This window comes from Desemzia sp. FAM 23988, assembly GCF_045528365.1.
Classification (GTDB): Bacteria; Bacillota; Bacilli; order Lactobacillales; family Carnobacteriaceae; genus Desemzia.
The window spans coordinates 68998-94067 of the sequence record NZ_JBGQQS010000005.1; the positions used below are offsets into that span (position 1 = coordinate 68998).

The following is a 25070-nucleotide window of genomic DNA, read 5'->3' on the forward strand; positions in this document are numbered from 1 at the left end:
TTTCAACATAGTATTAATTCACTAGTTCTTCCGCTTGCTGCACCATTTGCTGGGCACTTTGTTTCAGTGCTGCGGTAGCTCGTTCCCCTTCTTCAGTAGCCACAGCATATCCTTCTGCATAACCTTCTTGGTAACCTTGCTCTTTTCCCGCTTCAAAACCCGTTTGTTGAGCAATAGCCTTAATATTTTCTGCTTCTATTTGAGCAGCTTGCAGCAGTTGTTCTTTTTCTTGCGCTGCTGCTTCTAAGAGACGGTTTACTTTAGTCTGTGCCTCACTGATGGGTCCCGATTCTGCAGAACTGGCAGGTTCTTTTTTGTATACAGTAAAGTCTGTGGTGATCTCTGCCACTTGTGCTTCTTGAGAAGCTCGATCTGCCTTTATCACATTATGAAATAATGACATCACTTTCTCCTCTTCTCAAATAAATTTCACCTTGTTCATCCAGCTTGCGAATAACCGCCACAACACTTTGTTGCGCTTCTTCGACTTGTGACAAACGAGCAGGTCCTAAGAATTGCATATCTTCCTTCATTGTTTCTACTTGACGGTTGGACAGGTTGCTGTAAACAAAATCTTTGATTTGATCCGATACTCCTTTAAGCGCCAATAACAAGTCGTCCTTGTTGACCTGACGAAGGACTTTCTGTACATCCGAGCGTTCCAACGTAACAATGTCTTCGAAGGTAAATAGGTTTGCTTTGACTTCATTCGCCAATTCAGGCTGTCTGTCTTCCAATACTTGGATAATATTTTTCTCGGTACTTCTGCCAACAGAATTTAAAATCTCTACCAACGTTTGTACGCCTCCAACAGCTTCCGTATTGTTTTCCACATAATTGGAGAATTTATTTTCAATCACTTTTTCGATCTTTTCAATGATCGTAGGCGACGTATGACTGATTGTCCCGATCCGCTCAGCGATTTCCGATTGTTGTTCAATCGGAAACTCAGCTAATACATTAGCGGCTTTTTCAGGCTGCATGTAGCATAAGATCAACGCTACTGTCTGAGGTTGCTCGCCCAGTAAAAGATTGGTCAATTGTTGAAGATCCGCCTTGCGCGCAATATCAAATGGGCGCTCACGTAATTGGATTTGATTCAGCATATCGATTACTTCTTTTGCCCGTTGAGGTCCTAAAGCCTTATTCAATAAATTTTTCGCATAATCGATCCCGCCATCAATAATGTATTCGCGAGCTTGCTGCATCTCAATGAATTCATTGACGATTGTATCCCGCTCTTCCGGTTTTACGTAATCGATATTGGCAATTTCATAACTGATTTTTTGAATGATCTTGTCCGGCAGCATCTTCATGATTTGAGAAGAGGCTTCAGAACCTAATGTAATCATTAAAATAGCGGCTTTCTTCAAGCCGTCTGTTTGTTCATTTTCCATCCGCTACTCTTCCTTCATCCAAATTTTGATTAAATCTGCGGCCATTTCAGGGTTTTCTTTGGCCATCGTTTTCACTTTATCTTCTTTTTCATTCATGGTTCTGTTCAATTGCAGTTTCAAATCAGCTTCTTCTTTTTCAGCTGCTTTTTTCGCAATCAAAGCTTCGTTTTCTCTCATGATCGATTGAGCGCTGCTCTCCTCTTCTTCCTCATAAAAGTCATCGAATTCGTCTTCATCATCTTTTCTCTTTCTAAAGATCTTCAATAAGAGAACCAGCAAAATGATCAATCCGATTCCACCAGCCGCGTAAGGCCAGTTTTTCTTCAATGCAGCAATCAAGTCTTGTTGGATATTTTCACCAATCGGCACTTGTTCGTTTGTGTCCGAGTTCACAAAAGGAATACCTTGTATCACGATACTATCTGGATCTGCTCCGATCGTCATTTGTGCGATCTCACCGATTTGAGCAGACTGGTCAAGGTTTAAGTTCCCGTTGTAAACGATTGAAGCAGACAACGACGTCACGGTTCCCGGCGCTTTAACTGTACGGGTCGTAGTTGTGTCGATTTCATTGTTGACCGTACGATTGTAGCTAGACCCCTCTTCAGCTTCACCTTCTACAATCACATTGCTTACGTTATCGTTTCCGCCTGTTTCATCAATCCCCATGTTTGAGCCGCTTGCTTGTACACTTTCACTGCGGACAACAGGGCCTTCTGTGGTTTCACCATCTGGAGTGTAGTTAGGATCGTAATTAACAGCTTCTTCTTCCACTGCATCAAAGTTCATAGCAGCATTGACTGAAATCGTTAAATTCTCCACTCCGTATATCGGACCCAATGTTTCTTTTAATTTGCTGATCAATTCTTGCTCGTATTTCGCTTCAATATCCCGGTATTGGTTGGTTAAATCAACTGAGTTCAAGCCTTCATTTCCTAAGACACTGCTCAACAAATTCCCGTTTGTATCCACGATTTTAATGTTTTCTTGCGGCAAATTATCCACCGCTCCTGAAATCAAGGAAGCAATCCCTTGAACTTCTGAAGCAGACAGATTACCTGTTCTCGGTGTGATCACCACTGAAGCAGACGCTTCTGCTTTATTTTCCTGATCAACGAACACGCTGTCTTCCGGCATCGATAAAATCACTTGCGCACCATCGACAGAATCCAATGCTGTGATGGCACGTTGCAGTTCGCCAGAAACCGCACGCTGGTACATAATACTGCGATCTTCATCCGTTGCCATCATGCTGGACGTATCAAATATCTCAAACCCAACAGAACTTGCCGGCACCATATCGTTCATAGCCAATTCAATCCGGTATTTGTCGACTAAAGAAGAATCGATCATGATAGTTGTTCCATTATTTTCTAACTTGTAAGCTACACCTTGCGCTTCCAAATCCTCTACGATCACACCTGCATCCGCTGCTTCCATATCGGCAAACAACACGCTGTAATCGACTTTTTTTGTGTAATATGTAAGACTTCCTACTACCAAGATAATGGCTAAAAGAATAACTCCTAATTGAATTCTTTTGCTTTTATCCATAGCTTGCCAGCCGCCTTGAACTTTCCCCCAAGCTTGTTTTACGTTATCCATTTAGACGTATTCTCCTCAAAAGTTATTAGAACTGCATATTTTTAACGTCATTGTACGCTTCAATCGCTTTATTGCGTACTTGAATAGCTAATTCTAAAGAAAGTTGAGCTTCAGTCGTTTGAATCATGACATTATGTAAATTATCTACATCACCTGTAATCAATCCTGTAATAGCATTATCTGACGCTGCTTGTTGACCATTTAAACTTTCCATAGTTTGGCTCAATACGTTCTCAAAAGCTTGTGCTTCACCTGTTCCATTAGCCGCTGCTGCATTTGAACTTGCTAAACTATCCGTGCTTGTGATCCCGTTCAATAAACTACTGTACATTGCATCTACGTTCATTTCATTTCTCCCTCATAACAATCTTTTACGCTGACTTATTCATACTATACGCAACCACTGCGCATATTTTTCTTTCTTAACGAGCTGAAATTTCCAACGCTTTACTCAGCATACTTTTACTGGCGTTAGTGGCTGTTACATTAGCTTCATACGTACGGATCGTGTTCATCATATCCACCATTTCATCAGCCATATTGACATTGGACATCGAAACATACCCAAATTCATCTGCATCTGGGTGTGTTGGATTATATTCCATTACGATCTCGTCACTTTCTTCAATACCCGTTGCCTTAACCCCAAAGCTCTTTTGACCGATTGTTCCCGCCAAATCGGACGTTTTTTGCATCAAGCTTTCTTCAAAGACGATCGTTTTCTTTTGGTACGGTCCCCCTTCTTCTGTACGAGTCGTATTCACATTTGCGATATTACTCGAAATAGTATCCAGTTTTAATCGTTCCAAACTCAATCCGCTGCTGTTGATGCGCATAGAATCAAAAATAGACATTCTTCATTCCTCCTGTTATTTCGTGATCACACTATTCAACATAGAATACTTGGTATTCAGTTGTGTAACCAATGCGTTATAGTAAAGACTGTTTTCAGATTGATCCATCATCTCTACTTCAATATCTACATTATTGCCGTTGTCTTTGACAGTAGTGTTGGTCTTTTTCCCCACAATAGGTTGAACATTAGTTAAATCCGCAATCCCAAAATGTTGATCATCCGTTTTCGTTAATGCAAACCCATTTGATGCTTGAGTCAATAGACTCTCAAACTCCACTTTGTTGACCTTATATCCGTCCGTATTGACGTTGGCGATGTTACTGGAGATCATTTCCTGTCTCAGTTCCGAAGCATTCAATGCATTTTTGATTAATCCAAATGTTGTATCCAATAGTAAGCCTCCAGTGGAACTTATTCTTTTTAAGTTGATTTATACATTCTTTATAAGCTATTGAAAATATACCAAAAATAAAAAAGGCTGATTTTCCAGCAAAAAGCGACTTTTTAGTTAAGCAACTTTATTTTCTAGCCCACTATATATATGTATAATTATTCTTTTTGATGGTTAAACCTTTTATCATTTTTTTGAATTATGCGTAAAAAAAGAGCTTAATAATAAAATAATGCTCGTTTTCCAGTTTCCAAAACTCACTTTTATTTCCCATCATTAAACAACACGCGTATTATAAATATTCAAATTGTGTATAATTTCCTTTTTATGACAACGTCTACCTCAATCAGTTAAAGTATAAAACACCAATTATTATTTGACAACGGTATTTTTGTAATTCCTTTGTAAATCAAAGTAATTGTTTGACAACTTTTGTAACATTCAGTTTTATAAGCCGCGTTCTCTTATTAAAAATAAGTCTCCATTCCTTGATACAACAAAGAAACTACCTTTATTTTCAAGGTAGTTTCTTTGTGAATTATTTACTTTACAAAAGAATGTCTAAAATTCAACTTTTTTCGTCACAATTAGATCTCTGCCCAAGCTTCCCGAAGCTCTTCCAGCATCTCTCGATTCTTTTGAATGATCGAAATGTCTTTTGTGCGGTTGGCTTCAATTAATTTTGTCATTAAGTACTCATAAATGTCATTCAAATCTTGAGCGATTTGACCAGCTTGTTCAATGTTAAGCGTGCTAGCTAATTCAGCAATAATATTTTGAGCTTTTAATAAAGCTGTATTTGCTTGTTCTACATTCTTTTCAGCAATACTGTTTTCTGCCAGTCTAAGATTTTTGATGCACCCATCATAGAGTAGTACTACTAATTTTTTAGGGCTGGCATTTAAAATTTGATTTTGTTTATAGATATTTTGTGCATTTCGTTGTTGCATCATGATTTTATACTCCTTGTTATCTTGTTCCTGAGAGTTACATTCCTTTATCTACAAAAATAGATTGTTGAAACGATGAATAGTAGTTATTCACAATCTTATCTTTTTGATTTACTTGTTTCATTTTTTCTAAAATCGCTGTTCGATCTTGTTTGATGACAGTTAACAATTCTTGCTGAGCTTTAACAATGCTGACAACATGTTGATGCTCTATTTTGCTGTATTTCCCATTGCCTTGTCGGTTCAATCTTTCATCAACTGCTTTCAACTCAGCTAGCAAATGTCGGTTCTTTTCAATAATTTCATTAGCACTGGTACTACTACCGTCCCAAATCGTCAAGTGTTGGTAAAGTAGGTTTAGTATTTCAAAACGATCATCTTGTTTAGCTAGCATTTATTATACCTTTCTATTCTTCAGAAATTCCTAATTGGCTATTTAAATAACTCATTTGAGATTCGGCTTCCATCATTGCTACATCTAGGGCAGTGAATTGTGTAATATACCGTTCACGTTTCTTTTCTAAGCGCTCATTGAACTTTGTTATCTGTTCGTCTAAATCTTCAATCATATCGTCAATGGTTGCTGATTTCGTCATGATAATGCCGGTTTTTTCTCCAATATATTCATTAATAAACGATGTCATTTGTTGAGCTAACCCAGTTGTATTTTTTTCTCCAGTACTTGTTCCTGAAGCATCTAAAACGGGATCTTCTTTAAAAAAGAAACTTTGTACATCATTAGAATTTTCTGCTAAAGCTTCCTTCAATTTAGTTGTATCTAGAGTAGCTTTTCCATATCGATCTACTTCTACACCTAAGTCAGACAGCCCTTTTATTGATTGATTGGCATCTTTAGATGAAGAGGTAACTAATGAGCGAAGTTGTGACTGTAGACGCATTAATGAGCTATCTCCAGTTAAGGCTCCTGTTGTGTTTCCTTCTGCAGCAGGGTTTCCAACATCTAATTGCGTATCAATAAAAGACATCGTTGAATTGTATTGATCTACAAATTCTTGAACAGCTTTCGTTGTTTTTTCGGCATCTTCTACTACTTTAATTGTGCTAACTGAATCAGTTTCACTTACACTCACCAAATCAAAAGTTAATCCTTCGACTGCATCAGTTATACTATTGGTATTCCGTTCCATCTCAATACCGTTTACGGATAGTTTTGCTGATTGCCCCAAGACAGTCGATACACCTTCTAGCCCCAATTTACTTGTTAAGGACTCTTCTCCAGAAATTTGATTTGCATCCGTTATTTCAATTGTACGTTCGCCCATATCAGAATCCATTAAGACAAGACGATTATCGATAATCGAAGCTGTCAACCCAGATTTTGTTTCTTTAGCCGTTTCATTAATTTTAGTAACGATATCTTTTATAGAATCTCCTTCAGCAATATCAATAGAAAATGATTTACTATCAGGATTTTCTGTATCTTTACTATTAGCAGTTGTTAAAGTCAACGTTCCAGATAATGATAAGGCTTCTGTACTTTTTTTCCCTGTTAGAGCACTAATAGCCCCAGAAGTAACTTGACTTGAAGTCGCTAATCTTTGAACAGATACTTTATAGACTCCTTCAACGGAGTTAGTGTTAGCAGTTACCTTAACAGTTTTTTCGTTGCTGTTACTGACTGTTTTGGAATCAAATGTTTCAGCTGCTTTTAGAGCATCAAATTTTTTATATAATGTATCCAAACGTGTATTAATATCTTTCCAAGCATTTTTCTCATTTGTTAATTCGGTCTGTTGATTTGTATATTGAGTTAACTTCCCTGATTCAGCTTGAATTAATTGATCAATTGTATCCATTGTAATTCCTGAATATGTTCCCATAATACTTACACTGCTTGTCATTATTTATCCCCTCATTACTCTTGATTATCCACTACAAGTCCAACTCGTTTCCAAATTTCAGCTACCATATCCAACATTTTTTCTGGTGGAATTTCTTTAATAACTTCATTCGACTCAGTATCAATTAATTTCACCATAATTCTCTCAGTTCCTTCATGTATTTTATACTGAAATTGTGTATTTACTCCCAGAAGGTGTTCATTTATCTTATTCACTGCTTTTTCAAGTTCTTCATTTGCAACATTCTCTTCTGCTTCATCATATTGGAGCTGCATTTCATTTGAGTCGTTTTTAGAAACAAAAGAACGTATTTGATCATTATTAGAAATAGCTGTGACAGGCTTACTTGATTGAATAGAATAATTTTCTATCACACTTTACACCTCCACCATGATGAAAAAGAAGAGTTACCTTCTTTATCTTAAATGCTTTTCACATATTTTTCAACTTACCAATAATAAGCCGACAAAAGTCGGCTTATTATTAGTTCGTTTATATTGAATAGATTATTGTAATAATTGTAAAACACTTTGCGGCATTTGGTTTGCTTGCGCCAACATTGAAGTAGCTGCAGATGAAAGAATGTTTGATTTCGTAAAGCTCATCATTTCTTCAGCCATATCAACGTCACGAATACGAGAGTTTGCTTCAGACAAGTTTTCTTTTGATGTTGTTAAGTTGTTGATTGTGTGGTCCAAACGGTTTTGTTGTGCACCGAATGTTGCACGTGCGTCTGAAACATTTGTTATAGCTTTATCAAGCATATCAATATTAGCTTGTGCTGCTGCAACTGAATCTTTAGCATCCGTTTTTTCAGCCTCCGCAAGTTTCTTTAAAGGTTCTTCAAGGTCAGACTTTGCAGTTGTAACCGCACCAAGTAAACTTGGAGCCGTAGCATTATTCCCAGCTGCTTTATCAACAGCTAAAGCCTTATCGTATGCATCTTGAGCTCCTTCAAGGTCACTTTGTAATGTTGCAATATCTTCATCTTTGTAGACTTTTTGATAAGCTTCTGTAATTGCTGTTGCCTTCTTGTCTTTTCCACCGGCGATTGTTTTGAAGCTTGCATCGATTGTTTTGACTTCTAGAGCTTTATCAGATGAGTTCGCTCCAATTTGAATATTCAATCCTCTTTCACCGGCAAGTAGCGAAATGCCGTTAAATTTAGTATCTGAAGAGATACGATCAATTTCTGTCGATAATTGTTCCATTTCAGCATCGATAGCTTTTCTATCATCTAGTGAGTTCGTATCATTTGATGATTGAACAGATAGGTCACGCATACGGTTTAAAATGCTGTGAGTTTCGTTTAAAGCACCTTCAGCTGTTTGGATCAATGAAATACCGTCTTGTGCATTACGAGTCGCTTGAGTCAAACCGCTGATTTGGTTTTTCATTTTTTCTGAAATTGATAATCCAGCTGCGTCGTCTCCGGCTTTGTTGATACGTAAGCCTGATGATAATTTAGCTAAAGAACCCGCTTTTGATGCATTTGCTGAGTTTAAACGTGAATAAGTATTTGCTGCTGCTGTATTTGTATTAATTCTCATTATATAATTCCTCCTAAGATAATTGTCGAAGTTCGCGTCTTCAAAATCTATATCGGTCATTCATTTTAGTAGTTAAGTATTTTTTATTTTTTTATGCTATAAATTTAAAATTATTGAAGTTCGCGTCTTCAAAGACTATATCGGAGGAATAGCTACTTCATTAAGGGGTTATTTTAAAAAAATTGTAGATAATCTAGAATAGAAAGAACTAATTTTTCTCATGACTGCCTTGAATCATTCAAGATTGAATAAACTATTCTTGTTTTTAATAACACACTTCTTTTTTTCTACTTTCATTTGGTAAACTAGTGCTAGAATAACTAGTATAGCTATTATAAAAAATTGATATTTTTAGGAGAGATGGAATGGCAGCTATGGATGAACAGACAGCGTTTAGTGAACTTATCAAGGCAGCTGAAAAAAACGGTCTTGTATGTATCGAAGATTTTTTCAGTTTACATGATGTAAGACAGCAACAGAACACACAAGGGAGCGTCAATACAGAAAAATTTATCTAGCGTCATCTCCCTAATCGAGAAATTGTTTTAAACATCGGCGTCTTTAGAATAGTCAAAACAAATGACACATCTATGAAGCTGGACAAGAACTTGATACTGAAACATACATTCATGATTTACTTGAAAAGAATCAAAAACACTATTTTATTAGTCCAGCCATTGAAGCACGTATTATCCTAAATCCTTACACTTTCTTACAAAAACTTCATGCAAAACTTAAAATGGAAACCATTCATGCAATAAACTCAGAGACCGAGCAGATTAAGCATGACTTTCCACACTCTCAAGCCTATAAACAACAGTCAGAAATACAGTCAGCAACTACTCAGGCTTTTTCAAATTTTCAAAAAAAGAAAGATTTATTTTTTTATCGAGGACAAAGTAGCATTAACTATTCCTTACTTCCGAGTATATACAGAAACGGTTTAATCAACCACGAGAGTCAGATGAACAATCAATTAATATCCACTTCCAATCAAGATTTCTTAAACATCCATCGTCATGTGGACGGTCTACGGAAAATGCAACATTACGGAATGCCTACTAGATTAATAGATATCACTTCGAACCCATTAATCGGTTTATATTTTGCTATTTCAGGAAGTCCTAATCGAGACGGTGAATTTATTATGTTCGATGTACAAGACAATAAAATTAAAACGAACAATAGCGATACCGTTGAAATTCTTAGCGCATTGGCTGCAATAGATGCTACTAAAAAGCAAGAACTCTTTAAAGTTTCTGAAGAATTCAGCAAGAAATTTAACGTTTCTAATGACAACTCGAAAGAAGTTATTTCTGAATTCAATCAAACGGGTCCTGTAAAATATTTATTGCATGAAATCCGGTCAACTGTGGGAGATTTTGAACCCATTATCGATCCTCGTCATCTAACCCAAGCCTTTTTTGTCAGTACACATATAGACAATCCAAGAATCAATAACCAAAACGGCTCTTTCATTATTACTAGTTTATATGATATGAAGGATGATTTCTTAGATTCACCAACCAACGGAATCAAATCCTCCATTGAACAGTATAGAGTCAAACAAGGCAATAAAGTTATCCGATACATCATTCCTTCTGCCTTAAAGAAATTTATAAAAATTGAATTAGCCAATTTAGGCATTAATGATCATCACATTCACCCCGATCTTGAACATGCAGCGACTTATATTAAAGGACAATACTCAGAATAATTGGATAGTAAAGACCCCGAAATGCTTAGAATTCAATCTAAGCTTTTCGGGGTCTCTTTTTATAGTCTAAATAACAAAAAGACTATCTTTTTACAGATAGTCTAAAATACTTGTAGATAAAATTTTTGTTCCCATTGCTAATGATGCTTGATAAGCTGTTTGTTCCATGGTGTACTCCATGAATTTCTCAGCTAAATCAATGTCTTGTTTGCCTGAAAGCATGGTTTCTAAGTTTAGGTTCTCTGATATATTGCGTTCTTTAGAGGCTTCCAATCGGTTAAAAATAGCTCCGTTTTCTGCACGTTGTGTCACAATATTATCAATATTATTGTCTGCTCTTTCAAGTAAGTTTCCTGATAAAGCCTCTACATCATCTGTATTTAAAGCTGTTAATACATCCGCTAAGAAAATACCCAAGTTATCCGAGCCTTCCGCAGTAACTTGTTCATTCATCAGAGCCGAACCGTCTGTTTTGAGTTCAATTTGAACTCCTTGAGCAATTCTTCGAGGTAGATTATCAGACGTTCCTGCATAATCAATACCGGTCATATTTCCATCTGCATCTTTTGCAATACTAAAAGGTTTTTCTGTAGTATTCATGCCCGAAAAGATATATTTCCCACCAAAATTTGTGTTCAATGCATCTGTCATGGTTTGAATTTCAGCTTCAACTTCTGCTTTTACGATTTGGCGGTCTCCACTATTCATCGTATCTGTACCAGCTTGTTGAATCAGCGTACGGATTCTAGATAAAGATTCGGTGACTGAACTATAAGCTGAATCTTGCATATTTGAAAAATCAATTGAATCTTCAATAGTAACCATATATTCTTCATTTTGAATGATACTGTTGTTCAAATCCATGATTTGTGAAACCAACATGGGGTCATCTGAAGATTTGCTAACTTCTTTCAAGGAAGACAATTGTTGTTGTGTTTTAGACACACGAGCTAAATTATCTTGTAAGCTGCTAAGAAAACTAGAAGACATGTAAGAATCTGTTATACGCATTATTCATTATACCCCCGTTCTATTGATCAAAGTATCCAGCATTTCAGAAATGACTGAAATCATTCTGGAATTGGCTTGAAAAGCACTTTGGTGCTGGATCATGCTGACAACTTCTTCATTGATGGAAACACCTGAAATCGATTGACGGCGTTGATCCAATAATTGCACTAAATCTTTTTGACTGGCAGCCATGTTATCGGATTGTTGTTTAGAAATTCCGACTTCTGTTACGATATCGTTGTATCCATTGACAGCAGAAGTTCCACCGCTTTGGTTTCCAATCGTCATTGTCTCTTCGTCATATTTAAACGTTGTTTCTGAAGAATACACCAATTTCGTGTTTTGTAAATCCGCAATCGCTTGAGCACGTGTACCATCTCCAGCAGCAGGACTTTCCAATGATTTGCCAGAGTTTACATTTTTAGGATCTTTGACCAAATCAGCATTCACAGAAATATTTTTAGCATAGTTCGTATCTGTTCCTAAATCAAAGAACATTTTCCCATTCTCTTCTCCGCCACTATGTATCGCATTAACAGCACTAGCAAATGTAAAAGCAAAATCATTCAAGTTTTCTACCTGATGATTCACCTCTGCTAATGCTTCTTGAGAACCTTTAGCTGATCCACTGGTCAAAGTAATTTCTTTCGGGTTATCCCCAGCCAGAACAATCTTTCCTTCTGGATTCGGTTGTTCAGCAACTGCTAATTTTTGCATATTGGTTGGCGATAATAAAACTTCATCGCCGATGCTTACGGTAGCTTGGCGCATTTCATCAAATTGAACATCAACACCTGCTAAGCCGCTTAACTCACCTAACAAAGCATCTTGTCTATCTAATAAGTCATTAGGTGTTTGTCCGCTTGACATAGAATAAGAAATTTGTTTGTTTAAGGAATTCAATTGCTCTAATTTGCTGTTGAAGTCTTTTACATCTTGTTCAATATTTTTTATGGTACCTGTTTGCAGACTTTCCAATTGAGTCGACATATGGTTCAAAGTATCTGTCATAGTTTCTGAATTTTGAACCACCATTGTTTTAGCTGTTGCCACTTCTGGATTTGATCCCAGATAAGTCCAAGAAGCAAATACTTCACTTAAGTTGTTGCTCAAGCCAGTTGTCGAAGGCTCATTAAAGATTGCTTCTAGTTGAGCTAAAGCTTCTGATTTCGTATCAAACATTTCAAGACTGCTGTTTTCATTTCTCAATTGTTCAACGACAGCGTCATCCACTACGCGAATAATTCCTGAAATACGCACACCAGTACCTAGTTGACCCACACCCGATTTGTTGAAGGGGTTGTTGGTTTCCATAGTGACTTTTTGCTTGGAATAGCCGTCTGTACCCGCATTTGCGACATTATGGCTGATTGTTTGCAGCACAGTTTGAGCAGCAGTCATACCTGATGTTGCTGAATTTAATGATCCAAATAATCCGGACATTTTTCCACCTCTTGTTTTTCTATAGGGATTGATTGATTAAAGTTGCTTGTTCATTGCCTTTGTAATAGCCTTTTTTTGAATACGTATTGCCTGAATTTTTCACTGTTTTCGTGATGGCTTTCAATACCGTTTCTTGGAATTGTAAGGCTGTTTTTGTCAGCATCAAGTTGGTTTCTTGCAATTGTTTAATTTCAGCTAAAGGCGCTTTTAGTGACGCGTCGTCGAATGAAGCTGGCGTCAACGTTTCTAAGATTTCTAGAAACGTTTGCTTTTGAGTGACGATTTCGACTACTTTTTCAGCATCGTTATGAATCAAAGCCTCTTTTTCACTTTTCAACAAATCTACAAATTCTGTCAGCAAGTTGAAAATACTCTTTTGTTGGCTCATTCTTCAATACCTTTTCGTTGTTGACCTATCTCAGCAGTCATGTTATCCGCGATCTTTTCTGGTGATACTTCATAGGTACCATTTAAAACAGCTTGTTTGATCGCTTGAACTTTTTCACTAAACACAACATTGTTGTTTGCTTCTGCAACTTGTTTAGCAGCATCAGAGATGTCTACTTTTACAGCATCTTCATTTACCGTTTGCGATTGATCTTGAATTTTTTTATTTTGAGTGTTTTCTTTATTGTAGCGGAGATTATTATTCACATATTGGTTGTAACCATTATTGATTTTCATGTCTCCAGCTCCTTTCTATTTATCCGTTAGGTTATTATCCAGTTGATTCGTGTCTTTTATGACTTTCAAAAGTTATATCGGACAGTTCCTTTAAATATTAACCCATTTACTGAAATTTATAAATGAAATCTTTTGTGACACATTGACAAACGAGGTAAAAGACAATCAACAAGGTGAGTTTCAAGGGTTGAGTTTCCTTTACTTTACGACTACTCATTGTACTAATTGCAAAAAGCTAGAATGGTAATTTAGTCTCTTTCTATTCAATCTATCAGCGTTCCTCAAAGTACTTCACATCAATAGTAATTCTTTATCTGACTTATCACTCCTATTTTAGACCTCACAAGTAAGATAAAAGTTAGTTTCCTGACTTGTGAGGGTAATTTTTCTCCCTACAAGTCAGGTATAGATGTTTAACCTGACTTGTCGCTTCAATTTCGCACTTCACAAGTCAGTTAAAAGTTGTTTTTGTTAGTTCTGCTGACAAAATGGATCATCAAATAAAATAAGCCTTGATAAAAAGTATCGCTACTTCTCATCAAGACTTATTTTTAGGGTTCTTCATCATCTAATATTGTTAGAAAGTTCTGTAGCGAGCTTTGGTTAGTCGCTCGCTAGTTTAAGTGCTTCACACGTTGTTCTTTACTCAAGATATTCGTAATTCGAATTCCGAAGCTTTCGTTGATGACGACTACTTCGCCTTCAGCGATCAATTTGCCATTGACATAAATTTCCAATGGCTCGTCAGTCATTTTGTTTAATTCGACCACTGAACCTGTTCCTAGTGACAAGATGTCTTTGATCGTTTTGCGGCTTTCGCCTAGTACGACGCTGAAATCAAGGGGAACATCCATGATCAAGTCCAAGTTGTTCGTCGCTTTTTCTGAATCTTTGGCGCTTAATTCAGGAAATTGGGGTTTAGATACAGATACTTTTTCAGTTGGTTGTGCAGGTTGTGATTCCACAACTGGAGCTTGTTCCACTTTTGCCGCTTGAGGCTGAGGCCGATCTTGAAGCACTTCAGCTGTATCATTCATCACGAGACTTTCAATCAACTTCACTGTATCCAAAGTAAAGACTTGCATGATCTCACTATGTAAGATACCTTCTACGTCTAAATCAAACGCAATTTTACATACTACTCCTGTATTATTGATCAATTCTTCATGAGCATCCAAATTGTCTTCATTCAGGACGATGACATTTGGCGGTAAAATATCGATGGCCCGTCCTAACATAGTTGCCATGGCTGTAGAAGCTGATCCGATCATTTGATTCATGGCTTCTTTAACGGCGCTCAATTCCAACTCGGTTAATTCTTCCGATTGAACATCTCCGCTTCCGCCCATCATCAAGTCGGCGATCACAGCAGAATCGTTCACATCGATCATCAATAAATTCGTTCCTACTAAGCCTTCTTTAAACTCAACCGTAGTTGCTACTTTTGGAGTAGCAGACTCCTCAATGATCTGTTTAAAAGTCGTTGTCGAAACACGTGGCGTCGTGATCTTAACTTGATGATTTAAATTTGTCGATAAGGTAGTTGCCGCTTGCGACATAGAGATATTTCCGACTTCACCAATGATGTCCAGTTGATCTTTAGTCAACGATTCAACTGGCTCCTCTGCTGAAGCTGAGCTGTTTCCATTTAGCAACATATCGATTTCTTCTTGGGATAATGCTTCACTCATTAGCTTGTTTCTCCTCCAATATTTTCTAGTACTTCAACTGCCAAGTTTTTGCCATGCAATCCAGGTTTCACCAGATAAGAAGGTAAATTCTCAACAGACATTACCAGCGGTTGAGAAGTTTTTCCATCTAATTGAATAATGTCTCCCACTTCCAATTGCAAAAAGTTGTCTAACGTCATTTGTGTTTTTCCAAGCATTACTTCCGTATTGACTTGGACCGCTTGTAAGTTGTTTTCCAACTTTTCATTGTCCAGATCGCTATTTCCTTTTTCAGTATGGAACCAATTTCGGAAACTTAATTTGTCCAAGATTTTTTCAAAGAAAACATACGGTATGCACAAGTTCATAAATGACTGATTTCCCAACAGGGTTACTGTAAACGTGGTCAATACAACTGGTTCATTTGGCGACATACTTTGCAGCAATTGCGGATTTGTTTCCATCGCTTCTAGTTCAGTATCCAATTCTATGATACCTGCCCATGACGTTTTAAACGCTTTTTTAAAACTTAGAGAAACTTCTTCTAAAATAGCTAATTCGATTTCTGTAAAGCTTTCTTTTTCTAAGAAGTCTTTGCTTTCAATAATTTCTGAACTGCCGCACAACAATTCGATCATCTGCAACGTTACTTGCGGATTCAGTTCTACCACTTGTACCCCTTCTAAAGGATTCGAGTGGAACACGTTCATCCAAGTAAAACGAGGCACAGAATGGATAAACTCTTCAAAACTGACTTGCTCGATAGAAGCCAATTGAAGAGAAACATTACTGCGTACTTGAGTAGTCAATTGATTTCCCACGATCTTAGCAAATTCCTCAAAAATCATGGTCAAAGTGCTTATGTATTCTTTCGAAAGGCGAACTGGTCGCTTGAAATCATAGGCTTTTATTTTTGGCTTCTCAGCTTCTTCGAGTTCTTCTGAATCGATTTCCCCACTTTGTACGGCTGCCAATAAGGAGTCTATTTCTTGCTGTGATAAGACTTGTTTCACTATTCTCCCTCACTTTTAGGTAATAAAGTATCCAAGTTAAGAACACTAACGATCTTATCTTTAATAGAAACCACTCCTGAAACTTTTCCTTGAGAGCTGTTGTCTGCAAGTTCAATATCAGCGGTATCTATATTGGTTACTTCTTCCACACTATCAACCATTAAAGCGATTTTCCCTTTTTCAGTCGATAAAATGATGGTCCTATTGTAGCACAAATCTTCTCCTGTGAGATCGGGATACAGCAATTGTTGAAAATTGATCAAAGTTAGGACTTCGCCTCGCAGATTAATCAGTCCTTGTACCCATTCTGGTGCAGTAGGTACAGGAGTCCAAGTTAACTGTTGCGTAATTTCTTCCACATTTTTGGATTCAATGGCATAGTATTTCTCTTTTATCGTAAACATCACAATTTGCATTCTTGTTCAACTCCAATTATTGAGTGACTTTGTCTAACGCTTGAATCACACGTCCTGTATCAAATGGTTTAACAATAAAGTCCAAGGCTCCGGCACGGATAGCGTCCATAACCATTGATTGCTGCCCCATCGCACTGCACATCACAACTTTAGCATTGGCGTCAAAGGCTTTGATGCCTTTTAATGCGTCTACTCCGTCCATTTCCGGCATAGTGATGTCCATTGTAACGATATCCGGATTTTCAGCTTTGTATTTTTCGATTGCATCGGCTCCGTTTTCAGCCTCCGCTACCACAGTGTAACCATTTTTCTCCAAGATATCTTTCAATTTCATGCGCATAAATGCCGCGTCGTCTACAATCAGTACTCGTTTTGTCATTTTTTATTTCCCCTTTCAAACTCCTAATAAACTAAATAATTTCTCTAATACACCGGGTTTTGGAACGAAATACAAAGCTGCTTCCATTCGTTCGCCCATATAATAAAATTCATTTTTTAAAATTAATATCGTGTCATCGTATTGTCCGCTTTCCATATAGACACTACTTACTATGGCGCCAAACATGTCTTGTGTCAATAAAGGAATGGATGTCAATAAGTTAATATCCAACAGTTTTGTTACAGAATTTAAAAATGAATTGACTAAAATGTTGGCCAGCTCTTTTAAGGCCGAGTTGATCATCTCAGGACTAGCTGCTGCATCATCTGGCAACATGATAGAAGCTACGTGATTCATATCCTCTTCCAGCCCCACCAGCAAGAAGACGCCTTCTGCTTGTCCGATCATTCTCGTCATCACTGCATCAACGATCGTTTCTTCTGACATGACTTGTTGATACAAATCATCGTAAGCCAATACTTCAATTACCGGCACTGTCATTTGAACCGGCTTATTGATCAGCTGAGACAAACTTGTGGCCGCATTCCCGCCCCCAATGTTGATCACTTCTTTTAACGCATCTAGCTGTACACTATTAAACTCGGATGGCATTTTGAACACCTTGACTTTCATTGGTGATGGCTGTTACATCTAGAATCAACACGATTTCGCCATTTCCTAGAATAGTAGCTCCTGAATAGCTGGTCACGTTGGCCAATTCTTTCCCTAGATCTTTGATCACGATTTCTTGTTGCTTGATAACATCATCGATCATCAAAGCAAAACGATTCTCTCCTAATTTGACTATAATCAAATAGGGTTCCGGTGTGTCAACTTCTTGAACATTCAATACATTCGTTAAACGGATGACTGGAGTGGCTCCTCCTTTAGTATAAACTTCTTGTTGATACGTTTGGATGATCTCGCCTGGATCTGGACTCACTACTTTTTCAATAATCCCTTGAGGAATCGCAAATGTACTTTCTCCAACTTTAATCAATAATGAATCGATGATTGATAAGGTCAATGGCAAATTGATTTTAAATGTCGTTCCTTGATTGATCGCACTAATGATTTCTATGTTTCCGCCTAAAGAATGGATTTTTTGTTGCACTACATCCATTCCGACTCCTCTACCAGAAATTCCGGTAACTGTTTTAGCCGTTGAAAAACCTGGATGGAAAATCAAATGCTGCAATTCGATATCGGTAAGTCCTGCAGTAGATATGCCTTTACGTTCAGCACTTTCTTTGATAGCTTGAGGATCTAGTCCTTTTCCGTCATCTCGCACCGTCAATACGACACGATTTCCTTCTTGATAAGCCGCAATTTGGATCAATCCAGCAGAATCTTTTCCAAGTTCTTGACGTCTGTCCGGCATTTCTACTCCATGGTCGGCAGCGTTTCGGATCAAATGGATCAACGGTTCGCCTAACTCGGAAACAACTGTCCGATCCAGCTCCGTTTCTCCGCCATCAATCACTAAATTGAATTTTTTGCCTAAATCATTTCCTAAATCACGAATCATCCTAGGGAAATTCGTCATCACCGTGCTGACGGGCTGCAGACGGATTTTTAATACTAGATCCTGCAATTCAGTCGTGATTCGAGCAAATTGCTCTAACGGTTCATCCATTTCTTTGATGTGGTTATCTTGACTGATGCTCTCCAAACGAGTTCGGTAAATCAACAATTCTGACACGGCATTCAAAAAATCGTCCAGTTTAGTGATGTCTACACGAACGGTATGATTGGCATGAACAGCTTTTGCTGTACTTTTTTTCTTGGTTTCTTTTTTAGTTTCCTTCACTTCTTCTACTGTTTCAACTTCAACTCGTTCTTCTTGAACTTGAATTTCATTTGAAATGATATCACTTTTTTCAAAGTGTTTGACTAAGACATCTTCAATTTCACTGTTGTTCAGCGCAGCTTCTTTGACTGTTTCAGCATTTGCTTGTGTCAACAGCACTACTTTGAAAATAGAACCAAAATCTTCTTTTTCTAGTGTTTCTGGATCTGGTTCAGAATAGAGTACTTCCCCTTGTTGGTCTAATTTGCTCATCACGAGAAATACGCGGGCATTTTTCATCCCACTGGTTTCTTCGATTTTAACCGTTACTACAAAGGCTTGGTAGCCATCTGCAGCCGCACTTTCAATGACTGAGACATCGGATTCATCGATAAAATGCAGTTGAGAATTGAAGTTATCATCTTTTTTTGCAGCTGGTTGGTCAGTAGTTGAAGCAACTGATCCTCCTTCAGAAACTGCGTTCAGACGTCCCACTAGTTCAGCTACGTCTAAATCTCCTTCGCCGCCTTCTCGTAAATCTTCCACAATGGCGGATATAGAATCCAAACAGTCAAAAATAAGTCCAATGGATTGAGAATCTGCTTTGATCGTTTCTTTCTTTAATAAATCAAATACGTTTTCCATTTTATGTGTCAGTTTAGCTAATGAGTCATATCCCATTGTGCCAGCCATTCCTTTTAATGTATGAGCGGAACGGAACATCTCATTCATAATATCTTGATTATCTGGATCATTTTCTAATTCCAACACACAATCATTCAAACTTTGGATATGTGCATCCGATTCTTCGAAAAACAATTCAAGGTATTTACTATTGTCATCCATTGAATCCCCTCCTCGTATAATATATTTGTTCTGTTACTAGATGTGTCTTTCGAGCTTGAGCAAGCGACCTACGCATCCTAGTTCTAGTTGAGCTGCGGTCGCTAGACACTCGAGAAAAAGATAAATTCAATTGAGGATAAAGAGCATCCTCATTTGAATTTCCTATGTTCTTGTCGTGTCTATCAAGCAACCTACGCATCCTGGTTTAGTTGAGCTGCGAGGCCTAGCAATTTTGCAAAAAAGATAAATTTTGTTTGGGGTAAAAAATACCCCAATCAAAATTTCCTATTTTTGCTTCATTGCTCCCAAGGCCTCTACGCATCCTGTTTTTTTTGATAGATAAATGATGTTACTTTTGTCAGGTTATATTGTGAAGGATTGTAGATAGTTTCGGTAGCTCCTGCAAAGTAGAGTCCTCCGGGTACCAATGACTCGCTTATTTTACGATAAATATCGTTTTTCACTTCATTTTTGAAGTAGATCATAACATTCCGGCATACGATGACATGATAGTTTTTAGGATAATCATCCGATATCAAGTCATGTCGCTTGAATTCAACGGTATGTTTGATGGAACTGTTAACGGCATACTTTCCCACTTTTTCCTGAAAGTATTTGTCCCGCAAATTGTATTCCAGATTTTTCAATTCATACTCGTTGTAAACTCCAACACGTGCTTTTTGTAAAATCGTTTCATCAATATCTGTAGCCAAAATTTTATTCTGTAATTTAACGTGATGTTTCGCTAAAATCATTGCGATAGAATACGCTTCAGCACCTGTTGAACAAGCTGCACTCCATATTTTCAACGAAGGAAATTTTGGAAGCAATTCATTGATCAGCTGCTCTTCAAACTCCTCAAAAATATCTTTGTTGCGAAAAAAGTCTGTTACGTTGATCGTGATATAGTCTAAAAATTTTTGTTTTGCTTCAGGATTTTTGTTGATGACATCTGCATATTCTTCTAAGGTTTCAGCCCCGGCATTTTTCATACTGGTAGCGATCCGTCGCTGCAATTGTGTTTCTTTGTATCCATCTAAATTCAATTTCAGATTTTTAGTTGTCCATTGATAAAAGAATTCATAGTTTAGTTCCATTAGCTCACCTTTATCATTTGATTTAGAATCTCAGAGATCTCTTTTAATCCAATACATTGATCCACTACACCATTTTCGACAGCATTCTTGGGCATTCCGTAAACAACAGAAGTTTCTTCATCTTGTGCAAGGGAATAGCCGCCTGCAGCTTTGATGTCATACAGCCCTTGAGTTCCATCGTATCCCATTCCTGTAAGGATTACGCCTAGTACTTTAGAACCATATTCTTTCGCTACGGATTCAAATAAAATATCCACCGCCGGACGAACGCCATGCATTTTAGGTGTAGACAATAAACGGATCGTTTTATTTTCAACTATCATATGGTAGTTTCCAGGTGCAATGTACACGACCCCTTTTTCCACAGGTAAACCATCTACAGCTTCTACAACGGTCACATTTGATTCAGCATTGAGGCGATTAGCGAATGACGCCGTGAAACCTGCCGGCATATGCTGCACCACAAGAACAGGTATTGATAGATCCGCCGGAAAAAGCGGGATCAGCTGCATCAATGCTCTTGGGCCTCCTGTTGAAGCACCGATTGTAATAGCTTCTACTTTTTTGGGGAGGTCTTGATTTGAAAAAACCGTTTTTTCTGAAATTCTTTTCCTTACTGGCGGATTTTTTTTCAGCGGTTTCTCTTTTCGCACCCATTCATTTTTAAACAATGATTTAATACGGTACTCCAATTCTTTTTTAAATTCAGTGGAAGTGTTCTTTAAATCTTGCGGTTTACCGATAAAATCTTCCGCACCACTTTCCAAGGCTTTTATAGTAACGTCTTCTCCACCTTGAGAGCTCATCATGATGATTCGAATCGATGTCTTTTCCTTGATGAGTTTTAAAGCTTCAAACCCACTAAGTCCCGGCATGTTCACATCCATTAAAATGATGTCCGGCTTAAGGGTATCTAATCTGCGGATAGTATCTCTTCCACTTCTAGAAGTACCAATGACTTCTAATCCCGCAGTATCAGAGAGAATATCCGAAAATATTTTTCGCATAAATGGCGAATCATCGACTATAAACACTTTAATACTCATTTCTTCATTCCTTTACCTTTCATAAAATACTAATATCGCGATTCGCATTTCGTACCTTCACTTCGAACTTACCTAGATCCACTATCATCGTTCTTCCTATATTACCGCCTGTATTTTGTCCCAGTAATGGAATTTTCAGCTCATTCAGACTGGCTATGACAGCCTTGATATTTCTCTCACCGATCGATTCGCCTTCTCCTTGGCTGGCAAACTGAAACATGTTGGCTCCACCTGCTATTTTTGCTACCAGCTGATGGTGCTTTGTTTGCTTTCTAATTTCTTCCACCATTTGCGGAAGAGCCAAATCAGCAAATTTTTCTACTTTATAAGGCGGTTTAAACATGGTACTATCCGGCAGCATGACGTGACTCAAACCGCCGACTTTAGTAATGGGATCATAAATCGCGATGCCTACACATGAACCCAATGCAATAGTGATCAACGTATCTGGATAAGTTGCCAATTTATAGTCTGATATTCTTACTTTTATTTCTTCTGACATTCATTGTTCACCACTTCTTTACATGCAGAAGAGGACTCGTTTTCCATCATTAGATTCATTCTGCTTTCTCTTTCGCAAATGTTTCTATAATCGATAACAATTCATCTTCTCCCTCATTTGAAAATAAGTTGTTCACTTCTATGACTGTAATGATCGTGTCTTCTGTTCTAATAATGGCGTGGATGCTTTTCTTTTTCTGTCCATCTGTTTTAGTTTCATTCGAAGACTGGAGTTGCTGATCGTTGAAATCTCGAACAGAAATCACATCATCTACGATCAAACCGATTTTTTGTTTTTTCCAAAAAGCTACAATCACTTTGGTTTGTTCTGTTCGTTGGTATGTTTCATTAAATAATCGTTCGTTCATGTCTACAATAGGAAGAACTTCTTCATTATAATCAATGACTCCTTTAATGTAGCTTGATGTATCTGGAATCAATGTTATATCTTCCAACAACAAAATTCGTTCAGTAGCATCAATATTTATAGCAATTTTTTGATGATTGCACATGAAAATAATGTGCTTTTCCATAGCTTCACCTGCTCTCTTAAACGGCTATGTCAACCGACCTTTCACTTCTTGACTGCGAAAGGTCGGCTGGCTGGCTCATTCTTTATATTCCTTCTAATGAAAGTTCCGTTGATTCTCCCAGAGTTTCACTGTCTTTACTTGCTGTATCTTGATCGTCATCTTGCAATTTGAACTGGTTGGCTACTTCGTTTAATTCTCCGGCTACCTTTTCCAAATCTGTAATGTGGGCACTAAATTCTTCCATTGTAGCTAATATTTCTTCAGCATTTGCGGAAACTTCTTCGGTTCCAGCAGAATTTTCTTCAGCTGAAGCTGCAATATTCTCAATAGAAAGCACTACTTCATCTTTTTTAGCTATAATGGATTCATTTAATTCCGACACACTGTTGATATCTTGCAGCAATAGATCCATTTCATCCGTAACCGTATTGGCTGCGTCAATAGCTTGATCGATAAAGGCCGTTTGCTTTTCGCTTCCCTCATTGGTTTCTTGTACTTTGTCCACCATGTTTTTAGATTTACGCTGGATAGTTCCAATAATTTGACTGATTTCTTTAGTAGAAGAAGAACTTTTTTCAGCTAACTTCCGAACCTCATCCGCAACGACCGCAAATCCTTTTCCAGCTTCTCCTGCTCGAGCCGCTTCTATAGCTGCATTTAAAGCTAACAAATTCGTTTGTTTAGAGATGTCGCGAATGGCCTGAACAATTTTATCCACATTTTGGATTTCAACATTGACACTATCAATGTTTTCTTTTAAGTTCATCATCATCGCAATAGTTCCTTGCCAATTTTCATACACATAGAACAGCTTTTCACTGCTGTTCATATTAGCATCAGAAGTATCATTGATATGAAGTTGCATTTTTCCTAAGCTGACTTCAATTTGATTGAATACATTCACTAATTCATCCATTTTCTCGGCCGTAGTAGCTGTATCTTGTGTTTGTAATACAGTTGCTTCAGCAATGCCCGTGATTGTCTCTGAGACTTCTTCTGTAGCTGAGGACGTTTGTTTAGAGATCTCTTGCATCGTTTCCGTCATATCCGTCAACAGAATGCTGTCATGCTGAATTTGCCCAACAGTTTGATTGAATCGAGCAGCCATTTCGTTAAAATGATACGCAATTTGCCCAAATTCATTGCTGTCTTCGCTTATTTTTGTAGCTTTGATCTCTTTCTTCCATTTAAGCAGCTTGCTTTCAAATGTAAATGCCAAATCATCTTCGGTTAAGCGAGCAGCTAAATCCCCATTTTTTAATTTGTCAAAGGCTTGAGCAAATAGGGATGTGATACGTGTCAAGTATTTTGCGACCAATAAAGCCAATAGGATAGCAATGACTATTCCAATCAGGATCAACACCCATAACAATTTTATACTTGCGCTTGTTTCAGGAGCCATTTCCTCTTCTTCCGCAATAGAATAAACGGTGAGGCCTAAGGTAGGCAATTTTTGGTAATAAGCGTCAATGTCCTCGTTGCGTTCGTTAGTGACAAATCCTCTTTCTTCATAAGCAGTAGTAAACAGAGGACTGCTCACAATGGAAGCATCTACTTCCGAAGCTTTTTGAGACATCAGCACTTTCCCGGCAGTGTCTGCTACAAAAAAGTAACCGGTATTTCCAATATTCAAATTAGAGATTGCATCATTGAATTCAGTCAATACTAGATCAAAAGCCAATACACCCATTAAAGATCCGCCTTGATAAATGGCTTTAGAACCTGTAACGATTTGTTCTGCAGTGGCCGTATTGGTATACGGTGCGCTCCAGTAAACTTTCCCTTTAGCGTCTAATGCGCCGGTATACCATTCTCGTGTGGTAGGATCGTAATTTTCGTATACTCCCGTTGTAGTGGCAATGATTTCTTTTTCTACAGGAGCATACAATGCATTCCCAATGTTGCTGTTTGTTGTTTGGATCATGCTTAAATTATTCCAAATATCTGAACGTACCGATTCGTCCTCAGCTATTTGCCAAAAAACTTCTTCTTTAGCCAATAAATCCAAACTGACTTCCATTGATTTAGCGGTTGCTTCTAATTGATTCGCTAAAATAGAAGTCATATCTTTTTCGCTGGCTTCAATGCGATCAGCCAGTAATTTATTTGAACTGTTCAAAGACAATGTCAAAGCTGCAATAACTGGTACGATCACCAGTAATACAACCAAAAAGATAACGGGATATTTAATACTTTTTTTCCGTTCTCCCTTTGTATGTACCGCTTTTTTCCATTGAATGGTCTTTATTTTTTCCCACATTCGCTTTACCGTATCCAAAAATCTGTCAGCCATCATTTATTCCCCTTCAACTAT

28 protein-coding genes are annotated in these 25070 nt (G+C 37.7%); 2 read left to right on the forward strand and 26 right to left on the reverse strand.

All coding sequences use genetic code 11. The features are described from left to right. Nucleotides 1–13: 13 nt before the first annotated feature. The 11 genes from ACEN4L_RS04500 to ACEN4L_RS04550 all read right to left on the reverse strand — a co-directional run bounded on the left by ACEN4L_RS04500 (nucleotide 14) and on the right by ACEN4L_RS04550 (nucleotide 8611). Nucleotides 14–403, reverse strand: coding sequence for a hypothetical protein (locus ACEN4L_RS04500; protein ID WP_407096146.1), 390 nt, complete (start codon nucleotides 401–403; stop codon nucleotides 14–16). Continuing rightward, nucleotides 387–1397, reverse strand: coding sequence for a flagellar motor switch protein FliG (gene fliG / locus ACEN4L_RS04505; RefSeq protein ID WP_407096147.1), 1011 nt, complete (start codon nucleotides 1395–1397; stop codon nucleotides 387–389). The genes ACEN4L_RS04500 and fliG overlap by 17 nt, the downstream gene beginning before the upstream one ends. A 3-nt stretch (nucleotides 1398–1400) precedes the next feature. Continuing rightward, nucleotides 1401–3002, reverse strand: a complete 1602-nt coding sequence (fliF, locus tag ACEN4L_RS04510; protein ID WP_407096148.1) for a flagellar basal-body MS-ring/collar protein FliF — start codon at nucleotides 3000–3002, stop codon at nucleotides 1401–1403. 25 nt (nucleotides 3003–3027) lie between these two features. Continuing rightward, nucleotides 3028–3348, reverse strand: coding sequence for a flagellar hook-basal body complex protein FliE (gene fliE, locus ACEN4L_RS04515; protein ID WP_407096149.1), 321 nt, complete (start codon nucleotides 3346–3348; stop codon nucleotides 3028–3030). 76 nt (nucleotides 3349–3424) lie between these two features. After that, complete coding sequence (gene flgC, locus ACEN4L_RS04520; protein ID WP_407096150.1) at nucleotides 3425–3856, reverse strand: flagellar basal body rod protein FlgC; 432 nt, start codon at nucleotides 3854–3856, stop codon at nucleotides 3425–3427. Between the two features lie 15 nt (nucleotides 3857–3871). Beyond that, entirely contained in the window at nucleotides 3872–4249 is a 378-nt protein-coding gene (gene flgB, locus ACEN4L_RS04525) for a flagellar basal body rod protein FlgB (protein WP_407096151.1), read from the reverse strand. A gap of 587 nt (nucleotides 4250–4836) precedes the next feature. Then, a complete protein-coding gene (gene fliS, locus ACEN4L_RS04530) occupies nucleotides 4837–5202 on the reverse strand; it encodes a flagellar export chaperone FliS (RefSeq protein ID WP_407096152.1) in 366 nt (121 codons plus the stop codon). A gap of 34 nt (nucleotides 5203–5236) precedes the next feature. After that, entirely contained in the window at nucleotides 5237–5593 is a 357-nt protein-coding gene (locus ACEN4L_RS04535) for a hypothetical protein (RefSeq protein WP_407096153.1), read from the reverse strand. A 13-nt stretch (nucleotides 5594–5606) separates the two neighbouring features. Beyond that, nucleotides 5607–7061 (reverse strand): flagellar filament capping protein FliD, encoded by a 1455-nt coding sequence (fliD, locus tag ACEN4L_RS04540; RefSeq protein WP_407096154.1) that lies wholly within the window; start codon nucleotides 7059–7061, stop codon nucleotides 5607–5609. Nucleotides 7062–7075: 14 nt separating this feature from the next. Next, nucleotides 7076–7435 carry a flagellar protein FlaG gene (locus tag ACEN4L_RS04545; RefSeq protein ID WP_407096155.1) on the reverse strand — a complete coding sequence of 120 codons (360 nt, stop codon included), beginning with the start codon at nucleotides 7433–7435 and terminating at the stop codon, nucleotides 7076–7078. Nucleotides 7436–7567: 132 nt separating this feature from the next. Beyond that, a complete protein-coding gene (locus ACEN4L_RS04550; RefSeq protein WP_407096156.1) occupies nucleotides 7568–8611 on the reverse strand; it encodes a flagellin in 1044 nt (347 codons plus the stop codon). Between the two features lie 365 nt (nucleotides 8612–8976). Between ACEN4L_RS04550 and ACEN4L_RS04555 the strand changes: the two genes are divergently transcribed. Both ACEN4L_RS04555 and ACEN4L_RS04560 read left to right on the forward strand, forming a co-directional pair. Further along, nucleotides 8977–9129, forward strand: coding sequence for a hypothetical protein (locus ACEN4L_RS04555; RefSeq protein ID WP_407096157.1), 153 nt, complete (start codon nucleotides 8977–8979; stop codon nucleotides 9127–9129). A 221-nt stretch (nucleotides 9130–9350) separates the two neighbouring features. After that, nucleotides 9351–10328 (forward strand): FRG domain-containing protein, encoded by a 978-nt coding sequence (locus ACEN4L_RS04560; protein ID WP_407096158.1) that lies wholly within the window; start codon nucleotides 9351–9353, stop codon nucleotides 10326–10328. A 90-nt stretch (nucleotides 10329–10418) separates the two neighbouring features. Here ACEN4L_RS04560 and ACEN4L_RS04565 read toward each other — a convergent pair whose 3' ends face one another. From ACEN4L_RS04565 to ACEN4L_RS04635, 15 genes are all read right to left on the reverse strand, one after another. After that, nucleotides 10419–11339, reverse strand: coding sequence for a flagellin (locus ACEN4L_RS04565; protein WP_407096159.1), 921 nt, complete (start codon nucleotides 11337–11339; stop codon nucleotides 10419–10421). A 6-nt stretch (nucleotides 11340–11345) separates the two neighbouring features. After that, the gene (gene flgK, locus ACEN4L_RS04570) at nucleotides 11346–12782 is read right to left on the reverse strand and encodes a flagellar hook-associated protein FlgK (protein ID WP_407096160.1); all 1437 of its coding nucleotides are present in this window, start codon (nucleotides 12780–12782) and stop codon (nucleotides 11346–11348) included. Nucleotides 12783–12801: 19 nt separating this feature from the next. Continuing rightward, nucleotides 12802–13170, reverse strand: coding sequence for a flagellar motor switch protein (locus ACEN4L_RS04575; RefSeq protein WP_407096161.1), 369 nt, complete (start codon nucleotides 13168–13170; stop codon nucleotides 12802–12804). Further along, nucleotides 13167–13466, reverse strand: coding sequence for a flagellar biosynthesis anti-sigma factor FlgM (gene flgM, locus ACEN4L_RS04580; RefSeq protein ID WP_407096162.1), 300 nt, complete (start codon nucleotides 13464–13466; stop codon nucleotides 13167–13169). The genes ACEN4L_RS04575 and flgM overlap by 4 nt, the downstream gene beginning before the upstream one ends. A 614-nt stretch (nucleotides 13467–14080) precedes the next feature. After that, the gene (gene fliY / locus ACEN4L_RS04585; RefSeq protein WP_407096163.1) at nucleotides 14081–15157 is read right to left on the reverse strand and encodes a flagellar motor switch phosphatase FliY; all 1077 of its coding nucleotides are present in this window, start codon (nucleotides 15155–15157) and stop codon (nucleotides 14081–14083) included. Continuing rightward, a complete protein-coding gene (gene fliM, locus ACEN4L_RS04590; RefSeq protein ID WP_407096164.1) occupies nucleotides 15157–16149 on the reverse strand; it encodes a flagellar motor switch protein FliM in 993 nt (330 codons plus the stop codon). The genes fliY and fliM overlap by 1 nt, the downstream gene beginning before the upstream one ends. Next, the gene (locus ACEN4L_RS04595) at nucleotides 16149–16565 is read right to left on the reverse strand and encodes a chemotaxis protein CheW (protein WP_407096165.1); all 417 of its coding nucleotides are present in this window, start codon (nucleotides 16563–16565) and stop codon (nucleotides 16149–16151) included. Before ACEN4L_RS04595 ends, fliM begins: the two co-directional genes overlap by 1 nt. 16 nt (nucleotides 16566–16581) lie before the next feature. Further along, nucleotides 16582–16944 carry a response regulator gene (locus tag ACEN4L_RS04600; protein ID WP_407096166.1) on the reverse strand — a complete coding sequence of 121 codons (363 nt, stop codon included), beginning with the start codon at nucleotides 16942–16944 and terminating at the stop codon, nucleotides 16582–16584. Nucleotides 16945–16959: 15 nt separating this feature from the next. Next, a complete protein-coding gene (locus ACEN4L_RS04605; RefSeq protein WP_407096167.1) occupies nucleotides 16960–17556 on the reverse strand; it encodes a chemotaxis protein CheC in 597 nt (198 codons plus the stop codon). Next, entirely contained in the window at nucleotides 17540–19579 is a 2040-nt protein-coding gene (locus ACEN4L_RS04610; RefSeq protein ID WP_407096168.1) for a chemotaxis protein CheA, read from the reverse strand. The genes ACEN4L_RS04605 and ACEN4L_RS04610 overlap by 17 nt, the downstream gene beginning before the upstream one ends. A 314-nt stretch (nucleotides 19580–19893) precedes the next feature. Next, nucleotides 19894–20676 carry a CheR family methyltransferase gene (locus tag ACEN4L_RS04615; protein ID WP_407096169.1) on the reverse strand — a complete coding sequence of 261 codons (783 nt, stop codon included), beginning with the start codon at nucleotides 20674–20676 and terminating at the stop codon, nucleotides 19894–19896. Beyond that, nucleotides 20676–21722, reverse strand: coding sequence for a chemotaxis response regulator protein-glutamate methylesterase (locus tag ACEN4L_RS04620; RefSeq protein ID WP_407096170.1), 1047 nt, complete (start codon nucleotides 21720–21722; stop codon nucleotides 20676–20678). Before ACEN4L_RS04620 ends, ACEN4L_RS04615 begins: the two co-directional genes overlap by 1 nt. A 19-nt stretch (nucleotides 21723–21741) precedes the next feature. Continuing rightward, nucleotides 21742–22224, reverse strand: coding sequence for a chemotaxis protein CheD (locus ACEN4L_RS04625; protein WP_407096171.1), 483 nt, complete (start codon nucleotides 22222–22224; stop codon nucleotides 21742–21744). A gap of 55 nt (nucleotides 22225–22279) precedes the next feature. After that, nucleotides 22280–22756: a chemotaxis protein CheW gene (locus ACEN4L_RS04630; RefSeq protein ID WP_079650667.1), complete on the reverse strand. Its 477-nt coding sequence runs from the start codon at nucleotides 22754–22756 to the stop codon at nucleotides 22280–22282. Nucleotides 22757–22838: 82 nt separating this feature from the next. After that, entirely contained in the window at nucleotides 22839–25049 is a 2211-nt protein-coding gene (locus ACEN4L_RS04635) for a methyl-accepting chemotaxis protein (RefSeq protein WP_407096172.1), read from the reverse strand. Nucleotides 25050–25070: the final 21 nt, after the last annotated feature.

What these genes read in the sequence shown, in the direction of transcription:
- ACEN4L_RS04500 (WP_407096146.1), bottom strand. Translation starts at nt 403, where the DNA reads ATGTCATTATTTCATAATGTGATAAAGGCAGATCGAGCTTCTCAAGAA.
- fliG (WP_407096147.1), bottom strand. Translation starts at nt 1,397, where the DNA reads ATGGAAAATGAACAAACAGACGGCTTGAAGAAAGCCGCTATTTTAATG.
- fliF (WP_407096148.1), bottom strand. Translation starts at nt 3,002, where the DNA reads ATGGATAACGTAAAACAAGCTTGGGGGAAAGTTCAAGGCGGCTGGCAA.
- fliE (WP_407096149.1), bottom strand. Translation starts at nt 3,348, where the DNA reads ATGAACGTAGATGCAATGTACAGTAGTTTATTGAACGGGATCACAAGC.
- flgC (WP_407096150.1), bottom strand. Translation starts at nt 3,856, where the DNA reads ATGTCTATTTTTGATTCTATGCGCATCAACAGCAGCGGATTGAGTTTG.
- fliS (WP_407096152.1), bottom strand. Translation starts at nt 5,202, where the DNA reads ATGATGCAACAACGAAATGCACAAAATATCTATAAACAAAATCAAATT.
- ACEN4L_RS04535 (WP_407096153.1), bottom strand. Translation starts at nt 5,593, where the DNA reads ATGCTAGCTAAACAAGATGATCGTTTTGAAATACTAAACCTACTTTAC.
- fliD (WP_407096154.1), bottom strand. Translation starts at nt 7,061, where the DNA reads ATGACAAGCAGTGTAAGTATTATGGGAACATATTCAGGAATTACAATG.
- ACEN4L_RS04550 (WP_407096156.1), bottom strand. Translation starts at nt 8,611, where the DNA reads ATGAGAATTAATACAAATACAGCAGCAGCAAATACTTATTCACGTTTA.
- ACEN4L_RS04555 (WP_407096157.1), top strand. Translation starts at nt 8,977, where the DNA reads ATGGCAGCTATGGATGAACAGACAGCGTTTAGTGAACTTATCAAGGCA.
- ACEN4L_RS04560 (WP_407096158.1), top strand. Translation starts at nt 9,351, where the DNA reads ATGGAAACCATTCATGCAATAAACTCAGAGACCGAGCAGATTAAGCAT.
- ACEN4L_RS04565 (WP_407096159.1), bottom strand. Translation starts at nt 11,339, where the DNA reads ATGCGTATAACAGATTCTTACATGTCTTCTAGTTTTCTTAGCAGCTTA.
- flgK (WP_407096160.1), bottom strand. Translation starts at nt 12,782, where the DNA reads ATGTCCGGATTATTTGGATCATTAAATTCAGCAACATCAGGTATGACT.
- ACEN4L_RS04575 (WP_407096161.1), bottom strand. Translation starts at nt 13,170, where the DNA reads ATGAGCCAACAAAAGAGTATTTTCAACTTGCTGACAGAATTTGTAGAT.
- flgM (WP_407096162.1), bottom strand. Translation starts at nt 13,466, where the DNA reads ATGAAAATCAATAATGGTTACAACCAATATGTGAATAATAATCTCCGC.
- fliY (WP_407096163.1), bottom strand. Translation starts at nt 15,157, where the DNA reads ATGAGTGAAGCATTATCCCAAGAAGAAATCGATATGTTGCTAAATGGA.
- ACEN4L_RS04595 (WP_407096165.1), bottom strand. Translation starts at nt 16,565, where the DNA reads ATGCAAATTGTGATGTTTACGATAAAAGAGAAATACTATGCCATTGAA.
- ACEN4L_RS04600 (WP_407096166.1), bottom strand. Translation starts at nt 16,944, where the DNA reads ATGACAAAACGAGTACTGATTGTAGACGACGCGGCATTTATGCGCATG.
- ACEN4L_RS04605 (WP_407096167.1), bottom strand. Translation starts at nt 17,556, where the DNA reads ATGCCATCCGAGTTTAATAGTGTACAGCTAGATGCGTTAAAAGAAGTG.
- ACEN4L_RS04610 (WP_407096168.1), bottom strand. Translation starts at nt 19,579, where the DNA reads ATGGATGACAATAGTAAATACCTTGAATTGTTTTTCGAAGAATCGGAT.
- ACEN4L_RS04615 (WP_407096169.1), bottom strand. Translation starts at nt 20,676, where the DNA reads ATGGAACTAAACTATGAATTCTTTTATCAATGGACAACTAAAAATCTG.
- ACEN4L_RS04620 (WP_407096170.1), bottom strand. Translation starts at nt 21,722, where the DNA reads ATGAGTATTAAAGTGTTTATAGTCGATGATTCGCCATTTATGCGAAAA.
- ACEN4L_RS04625 (WP_407096171.1), bottom strand. Translation starts at nt 22,224, where the DNA reads ATGTCAGAAGAAATAAAAGTAAGAATATCAGACTATAAATTGGCAACT.
- ACEN4L_RS04630 (WP_079650667.1), bottom strand. Translation starts at nt 22,756, where the DNA reads ATGGAAAAGCACATTATTTTCATGTGCAATCATCAAAAAATTGCTATA.
- ACEN4L_RS04635 (WP_407096172.1), bottom strand. Translation starts at nt 25,049, where the DNA reads ATGGCTGACAGATTTTTGGATACGGTAAAGCGAATGTGGGAAAAAATA.